22 protein-coding genes and 1 pseudogene are annotated in these 20,486 nt (G+C 70.8%); 16 read left to right on the top strand and 7 right to left on the bottom strand.

The annotated features are described in order from the left end of the window. Positions 1-46: 46 nt before the first annotated feature. The 3 genes from IFU11_RS18940 to IFU11_RS18930 all read right to left on the bottom strand — a co-directional run bounded on the left by IFU11_RS18940 (position 47) and on the right by IFU11_RS18930 (position 2,976). Entirely contained in the window at positions 47-1,333 is a 1,287-nt protein-coding gene (locus tag IFU11_RS18940) for a sugar ABC transporter substrate-binding protein (RefSeq protein WP_085514313.1), read from the bottom strand. A gap of 240 nt (positions 1,334-1,573) precedes the next feature. After that, on the bottom strand, positions 1,574-2,251 hold the full coding sequence (locus tag IFU11_RS18935; protein WP_192019951.1) for a FadR/GntR family transcriptional regulator: 678 nt from the start codon (positions 2,249-2,251) through the stop codon (positions 1,574-1,576). Beyond that, positions 2,248-2,976 (bottom strand): SDR family oxidoreductase, encoded by a 729-nt coding sequence (locus IFU11_RS18930; RefSeq protein WP_192019950.1) that lies wholly within the window; start codon positions 2,974-2,976, stop codon positions 2,248-2,250. The genes IFU11_RS18935 and IFU11_RS18930 overlap by 4 nt, the downstream gene beginning before the upstream one ends. A gap of 116 nt (positions 2,977-3,092) precedes the next feature. On the opposite strand from IFU11_RS18930, the gene IFU11_RS18925 reads away from it, so the two are divergent. Together IFU11_RS18925 and IFU11_RS18920 are read left to right on the top strand one after the other, a co-directional pair. Further along, complete coding sequence (locus tag IFU11_RS18925; RefSeq protein ID WP_192019949.1) at positions 3,093-3,863, top strand: SDR family NAD(P)-dependent oxidoreductase; 771 nt, start codon at positions 3,093-3,095, stop codon at positions 3,861-3,863. Positions 3,864-4,132: 269 nt separating this feature from the next. Next, a complete protein-coding gene (locus IFU11_RS18920; protein ID WP_192019948.1) occupies positions 4,133-5,038 on the top strand; it encodes a serine hydrolase in 906 nt (301 codons plus the stop codon). Positions 5,039-5,269: 231 nt separating this feature from the next. Here the strand turns inward: IFU11_RS18920 and IFU11_RS20890 are convergent, their stop codons facing one another. Then, positions 5,270-5,701, bottom strand: a complete 432-nt coding sequence (locus IFU11_RS20890) for an NUDIX hydrolase (protein ID WP_371742838.1) — start codon at positions 5,699-5,701, stop codon at positions 5,270-5,272. Then, positions 5,698-6,540 (bottom strand): esterase/lipase family protein, encoded by an 843-nt coding sequence (locus IFU11_RS20885; protein ID WP_192019947.1) that lies wholly within the window; start codon positions 6,538-6,540, stop codon positions 5,698-5,700. Before IFU11_RS20885 ends, IFU11_RS20890 begins: the two co-directional genes overlap by 4 nt. Positions 6,541-6,652: 112 nt before the next feature. On the opposite strand from IFU11_RS20885, the gene IFU11_RS18905 reads away from it, so the two are divergent. Further along, positions 6,653-7,252 (top strand): DUF4190 domain-containing protein, encoded by a 600-nt coding sequence (locus tag IFU11_RS18905; RefSeq protein WP_137244246.1) that lies wholly within the window; start codon positions 6,653-6,655, stop codon positions 7,250-7,252. Between the two features lie 355 nt (positions 7,253-7,607). Here the strand turns inward: IFU11_RS18905 and IFU11_RS18900 are convergent, their stop codons facing one another. Then, positions 7,608-9,068, bottom strand: a complete 1,461-nt coding sequence (locus tag IFU11_RS18900; RefSeq protein WP_137244245.1) for a glutamyl-tRNA reductase — start codon at positions 9,066-9,068, stop codon at positions 7,608-7,610. Between the two features lie 154 nt (positions 9,069-9,222). Between IFU11_RS18900 and IFU11_RS18895 the strand changes: the two genes are divergently transcribed. The 7 genes and pseudogenes from IFU11_RS18895 (at position 9,223) to IFU11_RS18870 (ending at position 13,662) form a co-directional block, all read left to right on the top strand. Next, positions 9,223-9,696, top strand: a complete 474-nt coding sequence (locus IFU11_RS18895; RefSeq protein ID WP_192019946.1) for a hypothetical protein — start codon at positions 9,223-9,225, stop codon at positions 9,694-9,696. 76 nt (positions 9,697-9,772) lie between these two features. Further along, positions 9,773-10,147 (top strand): annotated as a pseudogene (locus IFU11_RS20445) (uroporphyrinogen decarboxylase family protein); the annotation flags it as partial. A 1-nt stretch (position 10,148) separates the two neighbouring features. Next, positions 10,149-10,861, top strand: a 713-nt coding sequence (locus IFU11_RS18890) for a uroporphyrinogen decarboxylase family protein (protein ID WP_305798170.1), incomplete at its 5' end; no start/stop codon positions are given. Beyond that, positions 10,858-12,402 carry a protoporphyrinogen/coproporphyrinogen oxidase gene (locus IFU11_RS18885; RefSeq protein ID WP_192019944.1) on the top strand — a complete coding sequence of 515 codons (1,545 nt, stop codon included), beginning with the start codon at positions 10,858-10,860 and terminating at the stop codon, positions 12,400-12,402. The genes IFU11_RS18890 and IFU11_RS18885, both read left to right, overlap by 4 nt. Before the next feature lie 132 nt (positions 12,403-12,534). Continuing rightward, positions 12,535-12,981, top strand: a complete 447-nt coding sequence (locus tag IFU11_RS18880) for a hypothetical protein (protein WP_079706357.1) — start codon at positions 12,535-12,537, stop codon at positions 12,979-12,981. A 17-nt stretch (positions 12,982-12,998) separates the two neighbouring features. Further along, the gene (locus tag IFU11_RS18875) at positions 12,999-13,421 is read left to right on the top strand and encodes a phage holin family protein (protein WP_064294953.1); all 423 of its coding nucleotides are present in this window, start codon (positions 12,999-13,001) and stop codon (positions 13,419-13,421) included. Continuing rightward, complete coding sequence (locus tag IFU11_RS18870; protein WP_079003603.1) at positions 13,411-13,662, top strand: DUF3618 domain-containing protein; 252 nt, start codon at positions 13,411-13,413, stop codon at positions 13,660-13,662. The genes IFU11_RS18875 and IFU11_RS18870 overlap by 11 nt, the downstream gene beginning before the upstream one ends. A gap of 16 nt (positions 13,663-13,678) precedes the next feature. Here the strand turns inward: IFU11_RS18870 and IFU11_RS18865 are convergent, their stop codons facing one another. Continuing rightward, a complete protein-coding gene (locus tag IFU11_RS18865; protein ID WP_192019943.1) occupies positions 13,679-14,140 on the bottom strand; it encodes a GNAT family N-acetyltransferase in 462 nt (153 codons plus the stop codon). Between the two features lie 91 nt (positions 14,141-14,231). On the opposite strand from IFU11_RS18865, the gene hemQ reads away from it, so the two are divergent. The 6 genes from hemQ to hemL all read left to right on the top strand — a co-directional run bounded on the left by hemQ (position 14,232) and on the right by hemL (position 20,450). Next, positions 14,232-14,954 carry a hydrogen peroxide-dependent heme synthase gene (hemQ, locus tag IFU11_RS18860; RefSeq protein WP_064294913.1) on the top strand — a complete coding sequence of 241 codons (723 nt, stop codon included), beginning with the start codon at positions 14,232-14,234 and terminating at the stop codon, positions 14,952-14,954. Next, the gene (locus IFU11_RS18855) at positions 14,954-16,204 is read left to right on the top strand and encodes a ferrochelatase (protein ID WP_192019942.1); all 1,251 of its coding nucleotides are present in this window, start codon (positions 14,954-14,956) and stop codon (positions 16,202-16,204) included. Before hemQ ends, IFU11_RS18855 begins: the two co-directional genes overlap by 1 nt. After that, positions 16,201-17,148: a hydroxymethylbilane synthase gene (gene hemC / locus IFU11_RS18850; protein WP_192019941.1), complete on the top strand. Its 948-nt coding sequence runs from the start codon at positions 16,201-16,203 to the stop codon at positions 17,146-17,148. Before IFU11_RS18855 ends, hemC begins: the two co-directional genes overlap by 4 nt. Further along, entirely contained in the window at positions 17,145-17,969 is an 825-nt protein-coding gene (locus IFU11_RS18845) for a uroporphyrinogen-III synthase (RefSeq protein ID WP_192019940.1), read from the top strand. The genes hemC and IFU11_RS18845 overlap by 4 nt, the downstream gene beginning before the upstream one ends. 61 nt (positions 17,970-18,030) lie before the next feature. Continuing rightward, entirely contained in the window at positions 18,031-19,038 is a 1,008-nt protein-coding gene (gene hemB / locus IFU11_RS18840) for a porphobilinogen synthase (protein ID WP_124767648.1), read from the top strand. Continuing rightward, positions 19,035-20,450 carry a glutamate-1-semialdehyde 2,1-aminomutase gene (gene hemL, locus IFU11_RS18835; RefSeq protein WP_192019939.1) on the top strand — a complete coding sequence of 472 codons (1,416 nt, stop codon included), beginning with the start codon at positions 19,035-19,037 and terminating at the stop codon, positions 20,448-20,450. Before hemB ends, hemL begins: the two co-directional genes overlap by 4 nt. Positions 20,451-20,486 lie beyond the last annotated feature (36 nt).

The raw sequence follows: 20,486 nt of genomic DNA, 5'->3' as shown, positions 1-20,486 counted from the left end.
GGGCTTCGCGGGTGACCGTGGGCGGGGTGAGGGTCGACACGATCGGCTACTTGCCGTTCATGATGTCGTCCATCTCCTTGGCGGCATCGGTCGTCGCCTGGTCGACCGACTTGCTTCCGGAGAGGATGGCCTGGATCATCGCGTTGGTGGTCTTCTTCGCCTGCACCGCACCGAACTTCGGGGTCACGGGGAGGGAAGCGCCGCCGTCGACGAACTGCTCGGCGAAGGGCTTCACCAGCGGGTCGTCGCTCTCGGTCGAGTCACTGAGGAGCGAGGTCTGGCCGGGGAAGTACCCGGTCTGCTCGGCCCACTCGGAGGCGAACTTGCCGGTGGTCATCATCTCGATGAACTGGAACGCGAGGTCCTTGTTCTTCGAGGTGTTGAACATGCTGAGGTGCGAACCACCGAGCACGGAGGGTGACATGCCGCCGTCTTCACCCGGGATCGGGATGGCGGCGAACTTGCCCTCGAGCTCCGGGTTCTTCTGGACGATCGTCGCCGGGGTCCAGGAGCCCATGATCGCCATGGCGACCTTGTCCTGCACGAAGTTGTCGAGGACGTCGGTCTCCTTCCAGGTGGTGGCACCTGAGGAGGAGAGGTCGTACTTGGTGGCCAGGTCGGTCCAGAACTGGATGCCCTTGCGCGAGTCGTCGCTCGCGAGACCCGACTTCCAGGTGTCGCCGTCGAGCTCGGAGACCTCGCCGCCGGCGCCCCAGACCCAGGGGTAGGCCGTGAACTCGGCGTCGCCGGGGACGGGGAACGGGATCATGTCGGGCTTGGCGGCCTTGATCGCGGTGCCGGCGTCGATGATCTCCTGCCAGGTGGTCGGCGCCTTGAGGCCGAGCTCCTCGAAGACGTCGGTGCGGTAGACGATCGAGCGGACGCCGGCGTACCACGGCATGCCGTAGAGCTCGCCGTCGTAGGTGCCGGAGTCGGCGAGGCCCTGGACGAGGTCGTCCTTCAGGCCGGCCTTGTCGACGTAGTCGCCGATGGGGGCGAGGGCGCCGGCGTCGGCGAACTCGGCCGTCCAGGTGGTGCCCGTCTCGGCGACGTCGGGGGTGGTGTTCCCGGCGATCGACGTCACGAAGCGGTCGTGGGCGTCGGCCCACTGCACGTACTCGACCTTGAGGGTGGCGCCGGTCTCCTTCTTGAAGGCCGAGCCGACCTCCTTGAAGAAGGCCTCGGAGTCGGGGTTGGTGCCCTGCATGATCCAGACGGTGAGCGTCTGGCCGTCTGCCGAGACGTCGCCTGAGCCGGAACCGCCACCGGCACAGGCGGTGAGGCCGAGTGCCGCGGTGGCGAGGACGGCCAGCGGAAGGGTGCGCTTGCGCATGGTGCTGCTCCTCGATTCTGGGATCGGGAGTCCGGGCCGTCGTTGGCCCGGGATCCGGAGTGACCGGGAAACCGCGGTCGATCCCTGCTGTTTTCAGTGGGTGTGGAAACAGTATTCAATAAGTACAGGAAGCTTGCAAATATTTTCCAGCACTGCAACACGGTCGTTACCTGCGTGACGGACGTGTTTCACGAAGCTGCGAGAACCGTGTGTGTGGATGGCGGACGGGCGCCGCCGTCGTCAGGCCGTGCGGAGGATGATCACGCGCATCGTCGCGGCGGCCCGCTCGCCGTCCTGCGCCTCGATCGCCGACGCGAGGTCCGTGTGCAACGCCGCGTCGTGGTGGTCGATGCCGTCACCGGGCAGCTGGTCCACACGATCCCGGAGTGCCTCGTCGACGGCGTCGCCGACCCGGTCGAGGATCGGGTTCGCCGCCGCGCGCCGGATGAGGCGATGCAGCAGGAGGTCGGCCTCGAGGAACGCGATCGGATCCTGGCGAACCGCAGCCGCGCGGAGCGCCTCACTCGTCACGCGGAGCTCACGGGCGTCCTCGTCGCTGCGTCGCTCGGCCGCGAGCCGCGCCGACTCCGGCTCGGTCGCAGTGCGGAGTTCGCGGATCGCCAGGATGGTGGACTCCCGTCGTCCGCTCGCCAGCGCCCAGCGGAGCACCCGAGGCTGCAACCAGTCCCAGCTCGACGACGGCTGCACGGTGTGGCCGACGTGCGCCTTGCTGGCGAGGAGTCCCATGCCGGAGAGCACGCGGGTCGCCTCCCGGACCACCGAGCGGGAATGTCCTGCCATGGCGACCAGCTCGTCCACCGTGCACACCCTGCCGGCGGGTAGTCCGCCGTCGACGATGTCGGTACCGATCCGGTCGAGCGTCCGTTCGAAGGCCGACGCCCCCGGTGAGCGGCTCACGCCCGTGCGGACGGACGGGTGGGGGAGATCACGAGCTCGTCGATGCGCACGTGCGGCGGGCCGTCGAGGATGAACCGAACGGCGCGGCCGATGTCCTCGGGCGTCAGCATCGTCTCGCGCGCCGACGCGTCCGGCACCTGCGGCCGCATGGAGAGGAACGGGGTGTCGACGTCGCCCGGGCAGAGGTGGGTGGCGCCGACGCCGTGGGCCCCCTCCTCCTCGTTGAGGGTCGCGCAGAGCGAGGCGAGCGCGGTCTTGCTCGCGCTGTAGGCCACGCCACCCTTCGTCGAGAAGCGCCAGCCGGCGAAGGAGGAGATCGCGATGATCCGTCCCTGGGCGTCGCGGATGGTGGGCAGCGCGAGGTCGATCGTCCGTGCGACCGAGGTGAGGTTGGTGTCGACGATCGCGGCGAACTCCGTCATCGACTGGTCGTCCCACCGGCGCCGAGGCGCGTTCAGGCCCGCCGCGGTGACGAGGTCGTCGACCGGGCCGAGCTCGGCGACGACGCGTTCGTGGGCTCGGGCGAGCGAAGCGGGGTCCGTCGCGTCGGCCTCCGCGGCGACGGCCACACCGCCCGCGGAGGTGACGGCTCCGACGGTCTCGAGGAGTGCCTCGCGGCGTCGCCCCGTCACGGCGACGCGCCATCCCGCCTCGGCGGCCGCCACCGCCACGGCCTGTCCCATGCCGCTGCCGCCACCCGTCACCCAGAGCACTCGATCCGTCATGGCGCCAGTGTAGCGAGCTGGCCGACCATAAGTATGTTTTACTCGCCTGGTGCGTACGCGGCCGTCGACACCGGGTCGGCGCGTCGACGGATGCGCTCGGACGACGGGAGACACCGATGCTGCTGGACCTGACGGACCGACGGGTGATCGTGACCGGAGGTGCTCGAGGGATCGGGCTCGCCCTCGTGGAGTCCTTCCTCGCCGAGGGGTCCCGCGTCGCGGTGCTCGACCTCGACGTCTCCTCCCTCGACGCGCTCGTGGCGTCCCACCACGGCGACCTCGTCGCCATCACGTGTGACGTGCGATCCGAGGACTCGGTGTCGAGCGCGGTCGCGGCGGCTGCCACCGGGCTCGGAGGGATCGACGTCCTCGTGAACAACGCCGGGATCAACGTGCAGTCACTGCTCGAGGAGACGAGCGACGCCGCGTGGACCAGGTGCTTCGACGTCAACGTCGGCGGCGTCTTCCGGGTGTCGAAGGCGGTCATCCCGTATCTCAAGGGACAGCGTTCCGGCCGCATCATCAACGCCGCGAGCTTCGCCGCCGTCATCCCGAGCGTCGGCAGCGCGGCCTACGCGGCGTCCAAGTCCGCGGTGGTCCAGTTGACCAGGGTCCTCGCGAGCGAGCTGGGGCCGTGGGGCATCACGGTGAACGCCTACGCACCCGGCATGGTGCCGACGGCGATGAACGGTTTCGCCGAGCTGCCGACGGCGCAGCAGGACGAACTCCTCGACACGCTCTCGGTGCGCCGATGGGAGGAACCGGAGGACGTCGCGAACATCGTCCGGTTCCTCGCGAGCGACCAGGCGGGCTACGTCACCGGTGCGCTGATCGACGTCAGCGGCGGCAAGTTCGCGACCCAGTTCCCAGCCCGCGCCCGCGGCTGATCACGAGCTGAAACCTGCGGGATCCGGGCGGTGGACCGACCGGATTCGCGGGCGATGGAAGCGACGGATGTCGGACCGACGCGCCCGGGAACGACGTTCCCAGGCCCAGATTCGCAGCCAGCGCGAAGGGCGCTTACGATACCGTGGACGGCACATCCGGAGGCCCGCTGCGCGGGTCGTCGGACGCCCGTCGAGTGGGCTGACCGGGGCTGGTCCACACCCGAAGGATCGTCGGGATCACCATCTGGAGCAGAGGAGTTCGGTCAGCCGTGGCTTCACGAGTGCACGAGTCGGAACGTCGCCGTTCGCGCGATGCGCGTCGAGGGCGCCACCGTGCCTCCGCCCAGATCGAACCCTTCACCCGCGGGTTCAGCGCCCTCGGCGAGCTGGCCGCGTCGGGCGCGCAGGTCAGCCTCCGGATCAACGACATCACCACCGGCGAGATGCTCATGTCGGCCGACGACCACGTCGTCGTGCCCACCGCCTCGATCGGCAAGGTCCTCCTCCTCATCGAGGTCGCGGCCCGCCTCGGCGACGCCGACTTCAGCGGCCTCACCATCCTCGACCGCGAACCACTCGACGCCGTCGCCGAGTCCGGGATCTGGCAGCACCTCCAAGCGCCGTCTCTCCCGGTCGCCGACCTCGCTGCCCTCGTCGGCGCGACGAGCGACAACCTCGCCACGAACGTCCTGCTCCGCCACATCGGTCTCGACGCCGTCCGCCACCGTGCCGAGGAGATCGGGCTGAAGCGCACGGCCCTCCTCGACATCGTCCGCGACCACCGCGGCCCCGACAACGCACCGCAGCTCTCCGTCGGGTCCGCCCGCGAACTCGCCTGGCTGTTCCAGGCACTCGCGACGGGCGAGATCGTCGACGCGACCACGAGCCGCCGGGTCCTGGCCTGGTTGTCGCTCAACACCGACCTCTCGCTCGTCGCCTCGGGCTTCGGGCTCGACCCCCTGGCCCACCGTGAGCCCGACCACGGCATCCAGCTCTTCAACAAGACCGGTTCCGGGGTCGGCGTGCGAGCCGAGGCGGGTATCCTCCGCGGCCCGAACGGCGCCGTGAGCTACGCCGTGTGCACGAGCTACGACGACACGGAGCTCGGCACCCGCCTCGGCGTGGTCGACGCCGTCCGGATCCTCGGCCAGGACCTTCTCGAGTACGTGCACTGAGCCGGTCTCACTCGTCCGGTCCCTGAGCCTGTCGAAGGGCTCACCTCCGCCGGTCCCTGAGCTTGTCGAAGGGCGTGTCCGTGGGCACTTCGACAGGCTCAGTGACCGGGGTGGCTGACTCGTGGGCTGTCCGGTCCCAGTTGTTCATCGGCCCCTGAGCTTGTCGAAGGGCAGCCCGGTGCTGAGGCTTTCACCCTTGGACAGGCTCGGGGACCGGACCCCACCCGCCGCTCAGTCGATGAGCCCCGCCGCCGCCAGGCGCTCGAGCACGTCGCGCCCCGCAGGTGGGCAGCGGTCGAGTGACTCCGTGCCCACCCAGTGGACCGCGCTCACCTCGGCGGAGGGCGTCGGTGTCTCGTCCGTCTCGACCGCGAAGACGTGCATCCGCACGAGCCGGCCGTCGGGTTCACCGTGCGCCTGCGTGACCACCGTGAACAACGGCGTCACCCGCGCCGGATCGATCTCGACCGCGACCTCCTCGCGTGCCTCCCGGACGGCGGCCTCGGCCGGCGTCTCGCCCGCGTCGATCTTCCCGCCCGGCATGTAGAGGACGTCGCGGCCGCGAGCCGTCACCATGAGCACCCGCCGTCCGCGGACGATCGCGACCGCGGACACGAGGATGTCGGGGAGCGCGCTGCCAGAGCTCTCGGGTGCGCGGCTCACCGGTCGGCCGGGTTCTCGGTGTCGAGTGCGGGCCGTACCCGATCGGCGAACCTGTCGACGGCGAGTTCCACGGCGTCCTTGAGCTCGTCCGTGCTGAGGATCACGAAGTGACCAGGCACCGGGAGGAGTACGTTCGTCGCTCCGGGCAGCACGCTGCTGGACGGCACGTGCGGGTCGAAGGTGCTGTAGATCGAGACGATGTCGGCGTTGACGTCGTGCGGGGCGCCGAGCGCGACGATGGTCTCGTCCGTCGGGAGGAACGCGCGGAGGCTCGGGTCGACCACGTACTTCGCGAGCACCGACCCGGAGAACGGCGAGCAGATCGCGACGACCCCGAGCAGGCCCAGCCGCTCGCGTTCCGTGAGGAGCAGCTCCTTCCCGACGAGTCCTCCCTTACTGTGCGCGACGATGACGCACCCGGCGGCGGGCTTCGGCAGCCGTCCGAGCGCGCGGGCGAAGCGGGCCGCCGTGTCGCGGATGGGCTTGCGGTTGTACCCGAGACCGCGGGCGATGCGGATCCGGTAGCCGTCGGCGTTCAGGCGGTCTGCGGCCGGCTTCAGGAACGCCCAGGTCTCGTACACACCGGGGATGAGGACGACGACCGGTCGGCTCGCGTCGCCGCGGGCGTACTCCTTCGGGATGCGGCCGCTGAAGAAGGCCCGCGTGTGCCAGACGACCGAGTGGACCCAGTCGACGGCGACGATCCCGGCGATGGTCAGCGCGCCGGGTCGCTCCGCGACCGGCGGGGCGTCGGCGAGCGCGACGTCCTCGGCTTCCGCCACCGACTCCTCGTCCATCCGCACCCCCTCGTCCATCTTGCCACCGCCTCCGGTGCGCACCGCGCGAGCCCAGTGGACATCAGGGATCGCGGGTTACCCTGTGTTGACAAGGCGACGGCACGCTGCAAGCATGAGTCCGTTCGTCGAACCCCTATGCGCGAGGTGCACCTTCATGACTGATCCGAACTCCGGCCAGCCGAACGACCCATACGGTCAGAGCCAGAACCCCCAGCAGCCGGCCTACGGCGAATCGCAGGTTCCGCCGGCTCCGCAGTACGGGGAACAGGCTCCGCAGTACGGCCAGCCCTCGCCCTACGGTGAGCAGCCGGGCCAGCAGGCTCCGCAGTACGGCGAGCAGCCGAAGTACGGTCAGCCGCAGGCTCCCTACGGCGAGCAGCAGAACCCCTACGGCCAGCCGCAGGCACCCTACGGGCAGCAGCAGAACCCCTACGGCCAGCCCGCCGCTCCGTACGGACAGCCTCAGGCGCCGTACGGCTACGCGCAGCCGACCGGCCCGAAGACGAACGTCATGGCGATCATCTCGCTCATCGCCCCGTTCGTCGGGTTCGGCGTCGTCGGCCTCGTGCTCGGCATCATCGCGCTCGGGCAGATCAAGCGCACCGGCGAGCAGGGCCGTGGCCTGGCCCTCGCCGGCACCATCGTGAGCGGCGTGTCGGTCCTCGCCGGCATCATCGTGATCATCTTCTACTTCCTGATCATCGCAGGCGCGATCGCCGGCGCGAGCTCGTACGACTACAACTACGACTACTGATCCACGGCCTGCTCCGCAGGCGGATCATGACGGGCATCGGCATCGCGCCGGTGCCCGTTCGTCGTTCCAGCGCCCTTCCCGCCCCGGTCCCTGAGCGGTGATCCTCCTCCGGTCCCTGGGCGGTGACCCTCCTCCGGTCCCTGAGCTGCGCCGCACTGAGCCTGTCGAAGTGTCGAAGGGCGGTGCTTGACTCGTTCCCTGAGCGGTAACCCTCTCCGGTCCCTGAGCTGCGCCGCACTGAGCCTGTCGAAGTGTCGAAGGGCCCACGGGGAACGTCCATGGTCGGTCGCGTGTTCGCGCGCACCTCGACAGGCTCGGCGACCGGGCTGCCCGACGCCAGTTTGCCGTCGGAAGCCTAGGAGGCGGACGCGGCCGAGTCGGTGTCGGCTACCGGTGCGACGACCGCCGGTGCCTGGGGAACCTCGATACCGAAGAGCGTCTGCAGCGCCGTCGTGTACGCGGCCTGCTCGCCGTTGCGGGCGAGGTTCCGTGCCCGCACCGTCGGTTCGTGCAGCAGCACTCCGGCGAGGTGACGCAGTGCGCGGGCGGTCGAGCCGTCGTCGTCGCCACGAGCGGTCGCGCGGGCGACCTCGGCCTCGACGAGCGCGTGCACGTGACTGCGAAGGGCGACGACGGCGGGCTCGAGGCTGCGCTCCTCGCCGACCGCGGCGAACTTCTGTGCGGCGCGGCTGACGATGGAGCGCGCGACCTCGGTGGCCTGCAGCTCCTCGAGCGGCGCGTGGATGCGGATGGTCTCGAGGTCGAGCAGGACGACGCCGGAAACGGTGGAGACGTCGGGGTCGACGTTGCGCGGCAGGCCGAGGTCGATGACGAGCTGGGCCGAGGCGTGCGGCACGGGGCACTCGGCGGCGGCTTCGGTGATGACGTCGTGGACGAGTGCGGAGACCCCGGTGGGCTCGGGTGCGGCCGGTGCGTCGGCCGCGGTGACCAGCGAGAGCGTCGGTGCGTCCGTGGCAGCCGCGGCTCGCGCACGGTGGTCGGCGGCGACGGCCGTGCGACCCGCGCGGAGCAGTTCGGCGTCGACCACGTGGCCCTCGGCGGTGGTGCAGGTGACGATGATGTCGACCTCGCCGGTGGTGCGGGCGAGGTCGTCGTGTCCGATCCAGCCGATCTCGTGCGAGCGCGCGAACTTCTCGGCGCGGCCGGACGGCGAGTACACGAGGACGTCGGTGACGCCGCGGTCGCGGAGGGCGGCGAGGCTCGCGCCGGCGTACGCACCGGTGCCGACGAGCAAGACGCGTTGCGTGGCCCAGTCGTCGATACGGCTCTCCGCGAGGTCGAGGGCGAGACGCACGATGGAGCGCCCGGCACGCCCGAGCGGCGTGCGGTTCTTGATGCCGCGGGAGGTCTGGGACGCGCGCTGGAACAGGCGCTCCAGTTCGGAGCTGGTGGTGCCACCCGCGCGAGCGGCCTCGAGGGAGCGCCGCACCTGGCCGGCGATCTCGCCCTCGCCGACGACGACGGACTCGAGTCCGGCCGACACGGCGAAGAGGTGCTCGGCTGCCGCGGTGCCGACGCTGAGGTCGAACACCTCCCGCAGCTGCTCGGCGGGGATGCCGGTGGTCTCGCTGACGGCCTCCGCAGCGGCCTCGAAGGCGACGGATGCGGCGGCGGTGACGGGCTCGTCGAGGTCGATGTACGCCTCGAACCGGTTGCAGGTGGCCACGACGACGGCACCCGAGACGCACTCGTGGTGCTCGACCAGGCGCGCGGCAACGCCCTCGGCACCGACTGAGAGTCGTTCGAGGAGGTCGAAGGTGGCGTTCTTATGGCTCGCCGTCACACACATGAGCACCCGACGAGTCTACCCGAGCGGCGCTGTCGGGCTCCCGGGATGTCGCTCAGGGCACCCTCACCACCAGTCGGGTACTGACATATGAAATGTCAGATGCAATACTACGAATCAAGCCGTTCGACCGAACGGAACACAACGATCGAAGGAGAACGTTATGCAGCACTTCAGGAGAGTCGTCACGCTCGCCGCCGCGGCAGCGATGGTCACGCCTGGGCTCATGGGTGCGGCCCCGACCCCGGCCTCGTACCCACGGGGCGGCGATGTCGTGGTCACCTGCACGTACACGGGTGGTCTGTTCCATGCGACCGGCGAGGTCCACCTGGTCTGGAACGGGAGCGACGCCTCGGGCAAGACGACCGTCTCGCTGGAGGAGTACCGGATCACCGCCGGCGGTGCGCCCTTTGGCGATCAGGCGAACATCGACCTCGGCCTGTCGCAGAACGGCGGGGCGACGCGGTGGATCCACTCGCCCGACTCGATGAAGCAGGACGGCCAGTGGCACTCGCTCGGGATCTGGCAGGACCTCTCCGCGTCGCCGTCCATCGACGATCTCGTGGCGACGGTGGAGTTCACCTTCGACGAGTCGGTCGGCTACGACCACTCGTGCAGCGTGTCGCACCGGCTCTGAACCACGGTCGGACTCCGGTGCGGGCCGTCGCCGGACGGTCCGCACCGGCAGGGCCGCGCATCGCGGGGCTTCGCCCATGCCGCGCTCAGCGCGGGAATGGGAGGATGGAGGGGTGAGTCTCCCACCCGAACACCCCCTCGTCACCGGCGTGACCCAGTCGTCGCCGCTCATCACCGCGTACCGCGGCACCCGCCCCGAGCGGACGCCCGTCTGGTTCATGCGTCAGGCCGGCCGGTCGCTGCCCGAGTATCGCGAGTTGCGGATCGGGACGGCCATGCTCGACGCCTGCCTCGACCCGGCGATGGCGAGCGAGATCACCCTCCAGCCCATCCGACGGCACGGGACGGACGCGGCCATCTTCTTCAGCGACATCGTGGTGCCGCTCAAGCAGGCCGGGGTCGCGGTCGAGATCGTGCCGGGCCGTGGTCCCGTCATGGGTTCCGCCGTTCGGNCCGTCCTCGACGACACGCTTGCGCCGATCCGCGAGGGCGTCGCGCTCACCGTCGCCGGGCTCGCGGGGACCGGCGACGGCCGCACGCCGCTCATCGGCTTCGCGGGTGCGCCGTTCACACTCGCCGCCTACCTCGTCGAGGGCGGACCATCGAAGGACCACCTCGCCGCCCGCACCCTCATGCACGCCGACCCGGCGTCGTGGGCGAAGCTCATGGCCTGGTGCGCGGACGTCACCGGTCGCTTCCTCCGCGCCCAGGTGCTCGCCGGCGCGTCGGCCGCGCAGCTCTTCGACTCGTGGGCGGGGGCACTCTCCCTCGAGGACTACGAGCGTCACGTCGCCCCGGCCTCCCGGGCCGCGCTCGCGCACGTCGCCGACCTCCCCGTCCCGAAGGTGCACTTCGGCGTCGGGACCGGTGAACTGCTCGGTGCGATGCACCGGGTCGGCGCCGACGTGGTCGGGATCGACTACCGGCTGGCGCTCGACGAGGGCATCCGACGTCTCGGTGGCGGCGTCCCCGTGCAGGGCAACATCGACCCGGCACTGCTCGCCGCCCCATGGCCGGTCCTCGAGGCGCACGTCCTCGACATCCTCCAGCGCGGGACGGCGGCGCCGTCGCACGTCCTCAACCTCGGCCACGGGGTCCCGCCCGAGACCGACCCGGACGTCCTGACCCGCATCGTCGCCCTCGCCCACGATTGGCAGCCCGCATGAGTCTCGAGCCGAAGCGTCTCGTCGTCATCGGCGGTGGTGTGGCCGGACTCGTCGGCGCGGTCGACTGCGCCAAGGTCGGCATCTCGGTGACGGTCGTCGACGCGCAGGAGTCGTTCGGTGGCGCGCTCGCGGCCGCCGAGGTCGCAGGTCTCCGCGTCGACGTCGGTGCCGAGAGCTTCGCGACGCGCGGTGGCTCGGTCGCCGAGCTCATCGAGCAGCTGGGGCTGACCGACCGCGTCGTGCGTCCCAACCGGGCCGGGGCCTGGTTGCACGTCGCCAAGCCCGGACAGCCGCAGCGGAGTGTCCCGCTCCCCAAGGCGGGGCTGCTGGGCATCCCGACGAACCCCCTCGCCGACGACGTCCGTCGGGTCATCGGTTGGAAGGGTGCCCTGCGCGCCTATCTCGACCGCATCCGCCCGCCGCTCACGATCGGCACCGAGCACAACCTCGGTGCGCTCGTCCGGAAGCGCATGGGCGCGGCCGTCCACGACCTCCTCGTCGCACCGGTCACCTCGGGCGTCTACTCGGCCGCTCCGGACGACCTCGACGTCGACCGCGCGGCTCCCGGGCTGAACGCCGCGTTGACCCGCACCGGGGCGCTGTCCCTCGCCGTCGCGGCCCTCCGGGAGAACGCGCCCGCCGGTGCCGCGGTCGGTGGCCTCGACGGCGGCATGACCGTCCTCGTCGACGGCTTGACCGCGGAACTCGAGCGGTGGGGGTCGACGCTCATCACCGGCGTCGCCGTCACGGCGATCTCTCGGAACCCGTTCGACATCGACGTGGACGGACCGGGTGTCGGCCTCGGCGACGCAGGCCTCCCGCGGATGAGCGAGCGTCCCGCGGCTGCAGGTGCGTCGAAGGTCCCCTGGTACGTCGCCCTGACCGACGGCCGGGTGCTCGAGGCCGACCTCCTCCTCATCGCGACGCCCGAGCAGCCGGCCCGCAACCTACTGGCCGACGTCGGGCCGGCGCTCCGCGACCTCCCCGCCGCCGGCGACGACGCGGGCGACCCGGTCCTGCCGGCGCCCATCGAGCTCGTGACGATCGTGCTCGACGAACCGGCACTCGACGCCGCACCGCGTGGCTCCGGGCTGCTCGTCGCACCCGGCTCGACGCTCCACGCCAAGGCACTCACCCATGCGACGGCGAAGTGGGCCTGGCTCGCCGATCGCGCGAAGGAGCAGGGTGAGCACCGCCACGTCGTCCGCCTGTCCTTCGGTCGTCAGGGCGAAGCCGACGCGACGAGCGCGTTGACCGACGAGGAGCTGCTCTCGACGGCGTTGCACGACGCGTCCGCGATGCTCGGCGTCCAGCTCGACCCGGGCAGCGTCCGCGGCTTCCACCGCATCTCCTGGACGGGGACGCAGCCGACCGCCGCCCGCGGCCAGCGCGAACGCTCGACGGCCATCCGGGAAGCAGTGGCCGAGGTGCCCGACCTCGCGGTCACGGGTGCCTGGTTGTCGGGCACGGGGCTCGCCTCGGTGGTGCCCGACGCCCACGAGGCGGCGGCACGACTCCGCCATCAGGCGCTGCAGCGGTAGACGCGCCCATATGCCCGACCCGGCATCTTTTCCTGTCAACCCCCGACCGGATGGTGGCGTCGGAGTGACACCCGACTACGCTGGTCCCGTTGGATGCAGCATCACAGCACCACTCGAACAGACGGAGGCGCCATGAAGGGCAAGGTCATGTTCGTCGTCGGTGGGCTCACGGGCTACGTGCTCGGTACCCGCGCCGGACGCGAACGCTACGAGCAGATCAAGACGCAGTGGGTCAAGCTGTGGAACGCGAAGCCGGTGCGCGCGCAGCGCGGCAAGGTCGAGGACTTCGCCAAGGCACGCATCAGCGAGGTCCCCGCGGCGCTGTGGAGCGGCGTCAGCGCCGTCGCGAAGGTCGTCAGCCAGCAGGGCTCGACGCCCGGCCAGAAGCTCGACACTTCGACAGGCTCAGTGCACCGCAAGGCTGAGTCCAAGACCGAAGACACCGTCCAGGACGTGTCCGAGACGGTCAAGGACGCACGCACGGCCTCCGGCACCTCGACGTCGTCGGCCTCGAAGCCCGCAGTGCGCAAGCCTGCCGCGCCCAAGACGACGGCACCGAAGCCCAAGAGCGGCGAGTAGCACCGACGATGCCGTTCATGAGTGACCGCAACCGCTCGGAGCCGCGCTACGACAAGCGCGACGAATCCCTCCTGACCCTCGTCGGCCAGCTGCCCGGGGTCGTCTCGAACCTGGTCAAGGCCGAGATCGCCAACCTCAAGACGCAGCTGGCCCACAAGGGCAAGTACGCGGGCATCGGAGCGGCGTTCGTCGCCGGCGCTGCGGTGTTCCTGTTCTTCGCGGTCGGCGTGCTCGTCGCCGTGCTGATCCTCGCGCTCGCGCTCGTCATGCCCTCGTGGCTGGCGGCGCTCTGCGTCTTCGTGCTCTTCGTCCTCGTCGCGGCGGTCCTCGTGCTCATCGCGCTGCGGTACTTCAAGAAGATCAACGAGGACCCGAGCCCGATGGACAACGTGAAGGAAGACATCAAGGCAGTGAAGGGACTCGGCGAGTATGACCGTTGACCAGTTCCCGGGGGCGACGCCCTCGCCCGAGCAGGCTCGCGCCGAGCTCGTCGCCACGCTGAACGCGATCGAGGACAAGCTCAACGTCCCGAAGCAGGTGCACCGCGCCAAGCGTCGTGCCATCGTGCAGATCGCGACCGTCAAGGTCGAACGCCCGGCGGTCTTCTACGCCGGTGTCGCGGGCCTCGCCGGTGCGGCCGGGCTGGCCGTGTGGGGCATCGTCCGCGCCATCGCGCGCTGACGCGTCCCGCCGCCGGTCAGTCCTTCGGGGTGGCCACGCGCGTCATCGGGACGTGCACGATGTCGTCCTCCACGTAATCGGGGCCGCTGATCTCGAATCCGAACCGGCCGTACCAGTCGGCGAGGCGTTTCTGGGCGCCCATGCGGAGTTCCCGATGCCCGTGGTCGGCGACGGCGCGGCGGATCAGTTCCGCGGCGAGACCCCGCCCGCGGGCGGTGAACGCGGTGGCCACCCGTCCGATCTCCGAGTGCTCGGCCTCGGTCAGGATCCGGATCGTCGCGAGCACCTCGTCGCCCTCCTGCGCCCAGGCGATGAGGGTCCCGTCCTCGATGTCGCGTCCGTCGAGATCGGCGAAGAGCGCCGTCTGCTCGACGACGAAGACGTCGACGCGGATCTTCAGCACGCGGTAGAGCGTCACCGGATCCATCTCGGCCGCTCTGGCGACGTGGTACTCGACGGGAGGCTGCTCGCTGATCATCACCCGACTGTATCGGCGGTGAGGCTGGGCTCGGTGTCAATCGTGACCTGCCCCTTTTGCCCAATCGACCGAACTGGGTGAGGATAGGACTATGACTCACCCGGCCTCTGCCGAGGCATCGCACCACCCGACCGACTCAGCCACCCCGACTGGCCCCTCAGGATTCACCCTCTGGGCTGTCCTGCGCCGCGAGCCGGCGAGTGCGCTGCCGCTCGGCGAAGAGCATGTCTCCGAACTCGAAGCATCCATCGCGCTCGTCGAAGCCCAGGGCGTGACCCTGCGCGGCATCTACGACGTCTCCGGCCTCCGCGCCGACGCCGACCTCATGCTGTGGCTCCACGGCGACACCGCCGAGGGTCTGCAAGCCGGCCTCCGCGAGCTGCGCCGCACCGCCATCCTCGGTTCGCTGGCACCCACCTGGAACGCCATGGGCGTCCACCGCGACGCCGAGTTCAACCGGCAGCACGTCCCCGGGTTCCTCCGCGGCATCGAGCCGAAGGGCTGGCTCTGCCTGTACCCCTTCGTGCGCAGCTACGAGTGGTACCTCCTGCCGGAGGAGGAGCGTCGCAAGATGCTCGCCGAGCACGGCCGTCAGGGTGCGGCGTTCACGGGTGTGCTCGCCAACACCGTCGCCTCCTTCGCCCTCGGTGACTACGAGTGGCTCCTGCCGCTCGAGGCCGACGACGTCGTCGAACTCGTCGACCTCATGCGCGACCTGCGCAACACCGAAGCGCGCCGCCACGTGCGCGAAGAGGTGCCGTTCTTCACGGGCCGTCGTATCACGCCCGCCGAGGCATTGGAGGTGGTGCGCTGATGGCCGCCATGAACCTGGGGAGCACCGGGGCCGAGGCCGCCGAGCGCATCGTCCGCGGCGCGACCGACGCTGCAGCAGCCGGTCCTGAGCACGTCTCCGAGCCGACGGACTACGACGCCATCCTCCTCGCCGGCTTCGGCGGACCAGAGGGCCAGGACGACGTCATCCCGTTCCTCCGCAACGTCACCCGTGGGCGCGGGATCCCCGAGGAGCGTCTCGAAGAGGTCGCGCACCACTACCGCCACTTCGGCGGCGTCAGCCCCATCAACGACCAGAACCGTGCGCTCAAGGCGGCCCTGGAGCTCGAGCTCGCCTCCCGCGGCATCGACCTCCCGGTCCTCTGGGGCAACCGCAACTGGGACCCGTACCTGCGCGACGCGCTGACCGAGGCGCACGAGCGCGGCTTCACGAAGCTCATCGCGATCGCCACGAGCGCCTACTCCTCGTACTCGAGCTGTCGGCAGTACCGCGAGGACTTCGCGATCGCCGTCGACGAGACGAACCTCCAGGGCGAGATCCAGATCGACAAGGTGCGTCAGTTCTTCGACCACCCCGGCTTCGTGACCCCGTTCATCGACGGTGTCCGTGACGCGATCGCCGAGTACCTGCGCGAACAGCCCGAGCTCTCCGCCGAGACGGAGATCGAGGTGCTCTTCGCGACGCACTCGATCCCCACCGGTGACGCCGCGCGCTCCGGCCCCGACTTCCGCGGCTTCGGCGACCACGGCGCGTACGAGGCCCAGCACCTGGCGGTGGCCGAGGTCGTCATGGCGAACGCCATCGACCAGCTCCGTGAGGCCGGTGTCCTCGGTGGCGCGGTCGGCAGCGGCGTCTCGGTGCCGTGGCAGCTCGTCTACCAGTCGCGCTCCGGCCCGCCGAGCATGCCGTGGCTCGAGCCCGACATCAACGACGCGATCGCCGAGCTGCCCACCGCCGGCCGCAAGGCGATCGTCATCGTGCCGCTCGGCTTCGTGAGCGACCACATGGAGGTCATGTGGGACCTCGACAACGAGGCCATCGAGACGGCCGGCGAGCACGGCCTGGCCGCCGTCCGCGTCCCGACGCCTGGCACCGCCGCCGCCTACGTCAAGGGACTCGTCGACCTCGTCCTCGAGCGCCGCGACGGCACGCCCGTCGAGGAACGACCGCACATGACCGACCTCGGCCCCTGGTACGACGTCTGCCGCCCCGGGTGCTGCGAGAACGCCCGGCTGGGCTTCAAACCGGCGTTCTCGGGGATCGCCCCATGACCCTTCGCATCGGAACCCGCGGCAGCGCCCTGGCGCTGGCGCAGACCGGTCATGTGGCCGACGCACTCACGGCGGCCACCGGTGAGGACGTCGAGATCGTCACCGTCACGACGCAGGGCGACACGAGTCGCGAGTCGCTCTCGACCATCGGCGGGACGGGTGTGTTCGTCAACGCACTCCGCGACGCGCTGCTCGACGGCGCCTGCGACCTCGTCGTGCACTCCTTGAAGGACCTGCCGACGGCTCCGGCCGAGGGCTTCACGATCGCCGCCATGCCGATGCGCGAGGATCCCCGCGACGCCCTGTGCGCCTCGGGCGACCGCTCGCTCGACGACCTGCCGCAGGGCGCACGGATCGGCACCGGTTCACCGCGTCGGATCGCCCAGCTGAAGCGCATCCGGCCCGACCTCGAGGTCGTCGACATCCGCGGCAACATCGACACCCGCCTGCGCCGCATCGACGACGACCTCGACGCCGTCGTCCTCGCGGCCGCCGGTCTCACCCGCCTCGGACGCCTCGACGCCGTGACCGGGCTCTTCGACCTCGACACCTGGCCGACCGCGCCGGGGCAGGGGGCGCTCGCGATCGAGTGCCTCGATGACGACGAATCGTCCATCGCCGGTTCCATCGCGTTGCTCGACCACGCGCCGAGCCGCTGGCAGGCCACGGCGGAACGGGCCGTGCTCCGTCGGCTCGAGGCCGGTTGCTCGGCCCCCGTCGGCGCGGCAGCCTGGCTCGACGACGAAGACCTCGTCCTGCAGGCCGCCGTCTACTCGCTCGACGGCACCGAGATGATCCATCTGGAGAGCCGCGCGGAGGGCTTCTCCGGCGACGGACACGGACGCGAGCTGCTCCAGGCGGCCGACGCACTCGGTGTCTCGCTCGCAGACGAGCTCATCGAGGCCGGCGCAGCCGACCTCGCCCCGCTGGGAGGCGCTGCGTGAAGGACTGGACGAAGTCGAACACCGTTCCCACCGCCACCAAGCCGCTCGGCGGGTGGCGCGTCCTCGTGCCGCGCGGCGGTCCGTGGGGCGACTCGGTCGCCGGGACGGTCCGTGGCAAAGGCGGGTCGCCCGTCGTCGCCCCGATGATCAACTTCGCCAGCACCGACGACCCGGAGACCCTCGGGGCCGCGCTCACGGCGCTCGAGGCTGGAGAGTTCGACTGGCTGACCGTGACGAGCGCGACCACGGTCGACGTGCTGTCCTCGCAGCGGATCCGGATCCCCGAGACGACGAGGGTCGCTGCCGTCGGCGAGACGACCGCTGCCGCGCTCACCGCCGTCGGCTACAGCGTCGACCTCGTGCCGGCGAAGGACAACTCCGCCAAGGGCATGGTGCAGGAGCTCACGGCGCTCGAACCGCACCCGAAGCGCATCCTCACGCTCCGCTCGGCCATCGCCAAGCCGCTCCTCACGGAGGGCCTGATCGCCGCCGGACACGACGTCCAGTCCGTCGTGGCCTACCGCACGGTCGGTGTCCCGGTGGCCGAGAAGATCGTCGCCGACGTCGCCAGCGGCCGGGTGCGTGCCATCCTCGTCACCTCGGGCAGCGTGGCGGAGCAGGTCCGTTCGCAGTTCCCCGAGATCCCCGAGAGCACCGTCATCGCGGCGATCGGACCCCGCACGGCTCGTGACGCCCGAGGCTACGGGCTCCGGGTCGACGTCGTGGCGGAGCAGCAGACGGTCGACTCGCTGATCGAGGCGATCGTGTCCGTGGCGCTCAGCCGGAACCTCGACGAGGACGCCGGCGACGGGATCCGCTGACCGGCTTCACGCCCTGCGCGAACCGGGAGGGCTCGTCGGCAGCGGCGCGTAGGCTGGACGGGTGAGCATTCCCGAGACCCGTCCCCGTCGTCTCCGGCAGCAGCCGGCCATCCGTCGCCTCGTCAGCGAGACGCGACTCGACCCGGCGGAGCTGGTGCTCCCGATGTTCGTGCGGGAGGGCGTCTCCGAGCCGGTCGAGATCTCCTCGATGCCGGGTGTCCGACAGCACACCGTCGACAGCGCCAAGCGTGCCGCGGCTGAGGCGGCTGCGGCCGGCATCGGTGGGGTCATGCTCTTCGGCGTCCCGGCCGAGCGCGACGCCGTGGGTTCCGGCGCGACCGACCCCGATGGCATCCTCAACGTCGCGACCCGCGCGCTCGTCGCCGAGGTGGGCGACGCCCTGGTCGTGCAGACCGACCTCTGCCTCGACGAGTTCACCGATCACGGGCACTGCGGTGTCCTCGACGACCGCGGGCGCGTCGACAACGACCGCACGCTCGACCGCTACCGTGACATGGCGCTGGCCCAGGCGGAGTCCGGCTCGGCCCTCCTCGGCCTCTCGGGCATGATGGACGGCCAGGTCGCCGCCGTGCGCGAGACGCTCGACGCCGCCGGGTTCGACGACACGATCATCCTCGCCTACTCGGCGAAGTTCGCGTCCGCGCTCTACGGCCCCTTCCGCGAGGCCGTCGACTCGCAGCTGCAGGGCGATCGCCGCACCTACCAGCTCGATCCCGCCAACCGTCGTGAGGGTCTGCGCGAGGCGCTCATCGACGAGGCAGAGGGCGCCGACATCGTCATGGTGAAGCCCGCAGGGAGCTTCCTCGACGTCCTGGCCGACGTGGCCGACACGGTGTCGATCCCGGTCTGGGCGTACCAGGTGTCCGGCGAGTACGCGATGATCGAGGCCGCCGCCCGGCAGGGCTGGATCGACCGCCGACGCGCGATCGAGGAGTCGGTGCTGTCCATCAAGCGCGCCGGAGCCGAGGCCGTCCTGAGCTACTGGGCCGTCGAACTCGCCGGTTGGTTGGATGAGGCGCGCGGTCTGCGTGCAGGAGGAACCCGATGAACGACGCAGCATTCGCCAGAGCCCAGCGGTCGATCCCCGGTGGGGTGAACTCGCCCGTCCGTGCCTTCCGCTCCGTCGGCGGCACGCCGCGGTTCATGGTGTCCGCGACCGGCCCCTACATCACCGACTCCGAGGGCGTGCAGTACGTCGACCTCGTGAGCGCGTGGGGCCCCGCGCTCCTCGGACACGCGCACCCGCAGGTCGTCGAGGCCGTGCAGGCCGCTGCGGCCCGTGGCCTCTCCTTCGGCGCGTCCACCCCGGCCGAGACCGAGCTCGCGGAGCTCGTCAAGGAGCGCGTCCAGGCGTCCGGCGTCGCGCCGATCGAGAAGCTGCGCATGGTCTCCACCGGCACCGAGGCGACCATGACGGCCATCCGCCTCGCGCGCGGTGCCACCGGTCGCAGCCTCATCGTGAAGTTCGCCGGGCACTACCACGGCCACTCCGACGGCCTGCTCGCCGAAGCGGGGTCAGGCGTCGCGACCCTCGCCCTGCCGGGGTCCGCCGGGGTCACTCCCGAGACGGCCGCCCAGACGATCGTCGTCCCGTACAACGACCGGTCGGCACTCCGCGAGGTCTTCGCCGAGCGTGGCCAGGACATCGCCGCGATCATCATGGAGGCGGCCTCCGCCAACATGGGCGTCGTCCCGCCGGCTCCCGGGTTCAACGCGAGCGTCGTGAAGCTCGCGCACGAGTACGGCTCGCTGGTCATCATCGACGAGGTGCTCACCGGGTTCCGCGTCTCCTCCGCCGGTTGGTGGGGGCTCGACAACCGCGGACTCGCCGCCGTCGCGCCCGGCACGGAGCCCGTCCCGGGTGCCGAGGCCTGGGAGGCCGGCAACCACGCCGTCGCGAACTCGACCGGTGCCATCAGCATCCCCGTCGGCGTGTACCAGCCCGACCTCTTCACCTTCGGCAAGGTCATCGGCGGCGGCATGCCCCTCGCTGCGCTGGGTGGGCGCGCCGAACTCATGGACCTGCTCGCACCGACCGGCCCGGTCTACCAGGCCGGGACGCTCTCGGGGAACCCGGTGGCCCTCGCCGCCGGCATCGAGACGCTGCGCCTCGCCGACCAGGAGGTCTATCGTCGGGTCGACGCGGCGGCCGCGATCGTGTCCGAGGCGACCTCGAACGCGTTCACGGAGGCCGGGGTCGCGCACACCGTGCAACGCGCCGGGAACCTGTTCTCCTTCGCCTTCAGCGAGACCGCACCGACCGACTACGCCGCGGTCCTGCAGCAGGACGCCTTCCGCTACCCGGCCTTCTTCCACCGCATGCTCGACGCGGGGGTGTCGCTCCCGCCGAGCGTGTACGAGGCCTGGTTCGTCTCCGCGGCGCACGACGACGAGGCGATCGGGCGTATCGTCGACGCCCTGCCCGCAGCGGCCCGTGCGGCTGCGGCGGCCATCCGCTGAGTCGGACGGTCGCTCCGCAGGCGACGTCGGACGCTG

Origin of the sequence: Plantibacter sp. CFBP 8804 (genome assembly GCF_014841225.1) — a bacterium.
GTDB classification, from domain to species: Bacteria; Actinomycetota; Actinomycetes; order Actinomycetales; family Microbacteriaceae; genus Plantibacter; species Plantibacter auratus.
Note: the sequence above shows the minus strand (reverse complement) of the source record. Positions and strands in the feature narration are given on the sequence as shown.

What these genes read in the sequence shown, in the direction of transcription:
- IFU11_RS18940 (WP_085514313.1), bottom strand. Translation starts at nt 1,333, where the DNA reads ATGCGCAAGCGCACCCTTCCGCTGGCCGTCCTCGCCACCGCGGCACTC.
- IFU11_RS18930 (WP_192019950.1), bottom strand. Translation starts at nt 2,976, where the DNA reads ATGACGGATCGAGTGCTCTGGGTGACGGGTGGCGGCAGCGGCATGGGA.
- IFU11_RS18925 (WP_192019949.1), top strand. Translation starts at nt 3,093, where the DNA reads ATGCTGCTGGACCTGACGGACCGACGGGTGATCGTGACCGGAGGTGCT.
- IFU11_RS18905 (WP_137244246.1), top strand. Translation starts at nt 6,653, where the DNA reads ATGACTGATCCGAACTCCGGCCAGCCGAACGACCCATACGGTCAGAGC.
- IFU11_RS18895 (WP_192019946.1), top strand. Translation starts at nt 9,223, where the DNA reads ATGCAGCACTTCAGGAGAGTCGTCACGCTCGCCGCCGCGGCAGCGATG.
- IFU11_RS18885 (WP_192019944.1), top strand. Translation starts at nt 10,858, where the DNA reads ATGAGTCTCGAGCCGAAGCGTCTCGTCGTCATCGGCGGTGGTGTGGCC.
- IFU11_RS18880 (WP_079706357.1), top strand. Translation starts at nt 12,535, where the DNA reads ATGAAGGGCAAGGTCATGTTCGTCGTCGGTGGGCTCACGGGCTACGTG.
- IFU11_RS18875 (WP_064294953.1), top strand. Translation starts at nt 12,999, where the DNA reads ATGAGTGACCGCAACCGCTCGGAGCCGCGCTACGACAAGCGCGACGAA.
- IFU11_RS18870 (WP_079003603.1), top strand. Translation starts at nt 13,411, where the DNA reads ATGACCGTTGACCAGTTCCCGGGGGCGACGCCCTCGCCCGAGCAGGCT.
- IFU11_RS18865 (WP_192019943.1), bottom strand. Translation starts at nt 14,140, where the DNA reads ATGATCAGCGAGCAGCCTCCCGTCGAGTACCACGTCGCCAGAGCGGCC.
- hemQ (WP_064294913.1), top strand. Translation starts at nt 14,232, where the DNA reads ATGACTCACCCGGCCTCTGCCGAGGCATCGCACCACCCGACCGACTCA.
- IFU11_RS18855 (WP_192019942.1), top strand. Translation starts at nt 14,954, where the DNA reads ATGGCCGCCATGAACCTGGGGAGCACCGGGGCCGAGGCCGCCGAGCGC.
- hemC (WP_192019941.1), top strand. Translation starts at nt 16,201, where the DNA reads ATGACCCTTCGCATCGGAACCCGCGGCAGCGCCCTGGCGCTGGCGCAG.
- hemL (WP_192019939.1), top strand. Translation starts at nt 19,035, where the DNA reads ATGAACGACGCAGCATTCGCCAGAGCCCAGCGGTCGATCCCCGGTGGG.